We start from the raw sequence: 4,179 nt of genomic DNA on the forward strand, positions 1-4,179 counted from the left end.
GCTCCGCTCTGCTACACTTTTGTTTTCCGCTGCTTTAAGCGTTAGCCGTCATGCCGAAATCCATCCCGACTGAAAGAGAAGTTCTCCGCTGCATCTACGACATGTACGAGACCTCTTTCCCGGTCGAGGGGCCAAGTGTCGGAAAGGTCATGGTCGCAATCGATGTCGAAGCTGTTGCAAATAAGCTGGGCTGCGACAAGCACATCTTGTTCGGGTACCTCTACTACCATCTGGATCACAAGTATCGGTACAGCACCGGAGAGAACTCCTCTGTTCACCTGTTTGCGCCCAAGGTCGGAGAGCTTCGCCATGCAATCAATCTGCCGTACCTTGCGGCTATCCTGGCTGGTGAAGATCAAGAGCACTCTAAGTTCATCTGGTCTTTGGGCATTTCACTCGTGGCATTGGCATTGTCGGTCGGTGCAATCGTCGCTCAGTTGGTCACAGCCAAATGACGGCTAACAATTCATTCAAGCCGAACCCGCTTCGCGGGTCGGCTTAATTCAGGCGTTATGTTGGCTCTGCTTTTGGGCTTTTAAATTAAAAAAGGCTGGGCGCTCCGTAGTTGGCAATCCAGCTTTGAGCATCATCGGCAATTGACATGCCGGTAGTTTCGTTCCTGGTGCCTTCGTCAGGCGTCAGGGTAAAAAATAAGTGTGGTGCATTCTTTGTGGTGTGCCACTTAGGTAAATTTTTGTGGCGTCAGTGTGCGGCGTTTTTGCTGTCGCAGTTTCGGCTTTGGCTTCGCTACCGCTCCGCAACTGCGCATTTTCAAAGGCCAGTCTGTCGCCACATAACCAGGTGCACCACCTGACGCCAACGCGTCCGCTTTGCTACCGCATTGTCTCAGGTGTGCACGGCGTTAGGGCACTATGCAGATATCAGCGATTCAACTGACCAATAACAAAATCGGAGAACTCCTTGAGAGTGCTCGGATAATGTTACATCAAGGTAAGTTTGAAGAGTTTGCCGATAAATTTGGTTACGCAGTGGCTTTGGAACGCAAGCATGTTGTCGCCATAAGCGCAGATTTCAACGCTGCTTTAGAATCTGTCGGGGCCAGCGGCCTAAATTCAGAGAATATTGGTACTTTTAAAATTAGTTTGGTTGAGCCTACTAGTATCGGGATAAATGGCATAATTGAGCACATCGTCGAAGCTGATAATGGACGTGAGCTATTGATTGAGTATGTGTTCAGTGACTCTGATGGGAAAAGCCATATTACTTGCGAGCAAATCAGTGTATTGCCCTAACAATCGCCATCAAAAACGCGCCCTTCGGGCGCTCGACTCGCAACACGTTGCTCGCGTTTGTGGCGGGCGTTATGACTATTTATTTAGTTCAGGTGAGGCATCATGAAACGAGATATGGAGTTAATCCGTAAGTTGTTGTTTGCCATGGAAGATAATCCATGTCAATTGGCTATTGATGGATACGACAAAGAAGTAGTTAAGTATCATGCTTTGCTGTTGATTGAGGGGGGCTTACTTGATGGCAAGGTATCGAATACGCTCGAAAATACGTCAGCGGTGCCAAGTAATATTCACGTTAATCGTTTAACTTGGGATGGTCATGAGTTCCTTGATAATATTCGAAGAGACGAAATTTGGAATACTATCAAGTCAGAATTCAAGGGTGCCAGTATATCAACGATTTTTAGCATAGGCAAAGAGCTTGCGGAAGGTTTTGCAAAGAAAAAGCTGCGGTCTATTATCGGTGAATAATAGTCATACCAAACCAAGTCATTCGGGGCCTTCGGCACTTGCGACGCTCACAAGGTCGCGCGCAGGCGCGGGGCGTTATACTTTTCGCCTAGTATAACAGCTTCAATTTTATAAGGCGGGAGATTTAATAATGAAAAAATTTTACATTAGTATATTTTTATTAATATTTTTACAAGCCTGCGCTTCAACCTCGTTCGTTGAATACAAGCCAATAGAAATAAATGAAGTTATTCCTGTCCAAAATAAAAATAAAACAGAAATATACACTAAGGCAAGGCAATGGTTTACTAATTATTTTATTTCAGGTGAGTCCGTCATTGACTATGAGGATAAAGAGTCAGGAACTATAATCGGCAAAGGTGCTGCCGATAACGGTTACGTCAATATAGTGTCCCGTAGCCGTATAAGCTATAAAATAAAAGTTGATACAAAAGATAATAAAGTCCGCATTTCTGTCAGCTTACTTAACTATGATATAAGCATTAACGGTGATCCATATACAAAATCAAACTTGATAACAGCTGAAAATGAATTGACTGCAAAAAATACCATAGAAAAAACACTTGCTGATCTTAAAAAATATATTCTTTCTGATGAAGATGCGCCTGACTGGTAACTCCTATTTGTAGTGGTTCTTTACTTATATTTATAAAGTATAACAAGTTGTTGAATTTCGTTCCGGTCACAAACAGTGCTGCCTCCATGGGGCTGCCTACGCTGCGACAGCCAATAAGTAATACGTTATGCCTGAAACAGGTTTTAAATTAAGGTATGTGAATATGAGCAAAGAATATATTCAAGCGGTGATAGATCTTATCCCTGAGTTGACAGATTTTGGTATCGGTATTCACAAAAACGGTCGTTGGCTTTCACAGCAAGAAAAAGCCGATGAATTTTCAAAAAGTCAGGATGATTTATTAAAAAGCGCAGACGCATTCAATAAGGCTGTTGAGTGGTTAAGTCAGGTAAAGCAAATAAAAAATATCAATTCAAAACGCAGCAGTTACGGTTTGAAGGACTTGGCTGAGAAGAAAATTGGCTATATTACCAATGGTGTGTTTATAGCAGCGGCAGTTCACTCGGGTTTTAAGTATAAGATAGATGAAAGTAGTCCAAATGCGCTTTTCAATATGTCTGAAAAGTCGTTGAAAGAAATTGAAAAAGCATAACAAGGCCAGTCAGCAACGGCCACTGCGTGGCCTGGACCTCAACCGCTACGCGGGTTTCGGCCGCTGCTGGCTGCGTTATGCAAAAACCAAAGATCAAAACACAAAAGCCAAGATCGGCGGGTTCTCGATTTCATTGATATTCGGTTTCGTGGAATATTCTTTGAGTTGGTAATTTCGGTGGGTTGTTCTTTTTGGTGGTAGTTTCAGTGGGTGGTTTTTGGGGCAGGTAAAATTGGTGGTAATTTCAATTTGTCTGTTTCACAGGTGTCTGTTCTTTTGTGTTTAAAAATCCGATATTTTTTGGTGTCAAAGCAATAGTTGGCATTGTGCAAACTGGGCGGCGATGTTTTGCAGGTTCAGTGCAATCAAGGTCAAAACACAAAAACACCGGCAAAACCAAAGTCAAAATCAAAGGCGTGCATAACAAGTCGTTCAAGCCGACGGCGCTACGCGCCGCGGCTTAACTCCGGCGTTATATGCCCAGAGAGAACAGAGGTTCAAATATAGAATGGATACGCTAGCACCTAAAAGCTGGGGTTTAATTGGGTTTTCTACTCTTTTAGCCGTGTTGAGTGCAGTATCCCTATTTGGTGTTTATTGGCTTTACTTTGGTGGTTACTTTGAGTACGAGGGCGGGTACTTCATTGCCTTTTCCACCTGTGCTAGCAGCCTTTTTGTCCCAGTATTTATTTACTACTATTTGTGGCCCAAACCAGCAATAAAGCAGTCGTTGAAGTGCATTTGTCTCCCACCATACATAATCATGTTTTTATGCGCTATTTTTTATTTTTGGTACTACTAGGCAGGTATTTTTTTGCATATAACAAGTTACTTAATTTCGTTCCGGCCACAAAAAAGCGTGGCCTCCACGGGACTGCCTACGCTACGCTGCGGCAGCCCATTAGTAATGCGTTAGCAGGTTTTCGGGTTTTAACGGTTTCAGTCAGTAGTTTTGTTCCGGCTTCGCTCGCGTTTGGTTTTCTTAGCGGCAGCGCCAAAAGGTAAAGTTCGCCAGTTTGCGGGTTTGCTGCAAACGGTTGTGGCGGTAGCGTTGTTCTTTGTGGCTTCGCTCAGTAGTTTTACAGGTTCCGGTTGGCTCGCCGTATCGCAGTTGGCTGGTGTAGTTTTTAATTAAAAGCAGCCTGCCGCTGTTTGGGTTTGCCAGTGCGGCAAGCCGCGCAAGTCCGGTGTGGGCTGCTAACAAGCAAAGCCAGCCGACGCGTACCGCGCAGCTGCTTTGAGCGTTAGCCCTACAAGGAGCATTTGTGCAGATTACAGTCAAAGGG

The 4,179-nt window shown here is 44.3% G+C and carries 5 protein-coding genes; all 5 read left to right on the plus strand.

The window, feature by feature from the left end; genetic code table 11:
* Window positions 1-50 precede the first annotated feature (50 nt).
* A complete protein-coding gene (locus RNAN_RS18410) occupies window positions 51-455 on the plus strand; it encodes a hypothetical protein (RefSeq protein ID WP_040552706.1) in 405 nt (134 codons plus the stop codon).
* Between the two features lie 417 nt (window positions 456-872).
* On the plus strand, window positions 873-1,253 hold the full coding sequence (locus RNAN_RS18415; RefSeq protein ID WP_040552709.1) for a hypothetical protein: 381 nt from the start codon (window positions 873-875) through the stop codon (window positions 1,251-1,253).
* Between the two features lie 102 nt (window positions 1,254-1,355).
* Window positions 1,356-1,724, plus strand: a complete 369-nt coding sequence (locus RNAN_RS18420) for a DUF2513 domain-containing protein (protein WP_008224605.1) — start codon at window positions 1,356-1,358, stop codon at window positions 1,722-1,724.
* Between the two features lie 130 nt (window positions 1,725-1,854).
* Window positions 1,855-2,340, plus strand: coding sequence for a DUF4468 domain-containing protein (locus RNAN_RS18425; protein ID WP_008224606.1), 486 nt, complete (start codon window positions 1,855-1,857; stop codon window positions 2,338-2,340).
* Between the two features lie 163 nt (window positions 2,341-2,503).
* A complete protein-coding gene (locus RNAN_RS18430; RefSeq protein ID WP_008224607.1) occupies window positions 2,504-2,893 on the plus strand; it encodes a hypothetical protein in 390 nt (129 codons plus the stop codon).
* Window positions 2,894-4,179: the final 1,286 nt, after the last annotated feature.

The organism is Rheinheimera nanhaiensis E407-8, assembly GCF_000296695.1.
Lineage (GTDB): Bacteria > Pseudomonadota > Gammaproteobacteria > Enterobacterales > Alteromonadaceae > Alishewanella > Alishewanella nanhaiensis.

Excerpts from the sequence above, each read along its gene's own strand:
- RNAN_RS18420 (WP_008224605.1), top strand. The coding sequence starts at position 1,356 with ATGAAACGAGATATGGAGTTAATCCGTAAGTTGTTGTTTGCCATGGAA.
- RNAN_RS18410 (WP_040552706.1), top strand. The coding sequence starts at position 51 with ATGCCGAAATCCATCCCGACTGAAAGAGAAGTTCTCCGCTGCATCTAC.
- RNAN_RS18430 (WP_008224607.1), top strand. The coding sequence starts at position 2,504 with ATGAGCAAAGAATATATTCAAGCGGTGATAGATCTTATCCCTGAGTTG.
- RNAN_RS18415 (WP_040552709.1), top strand. The coding sequence starts at position 873 with ATGCAGATATCAGCGATTCAACTGACCAATAACAAAATCGGAGAACTC.
- RNAN_RS18425 (WP_008224606.1), top strand. The coding sequence starts at position 1,855 with ATGAAAAAATTTTACATTAGTATATTTTTATTAATATTTTTACAAGCC.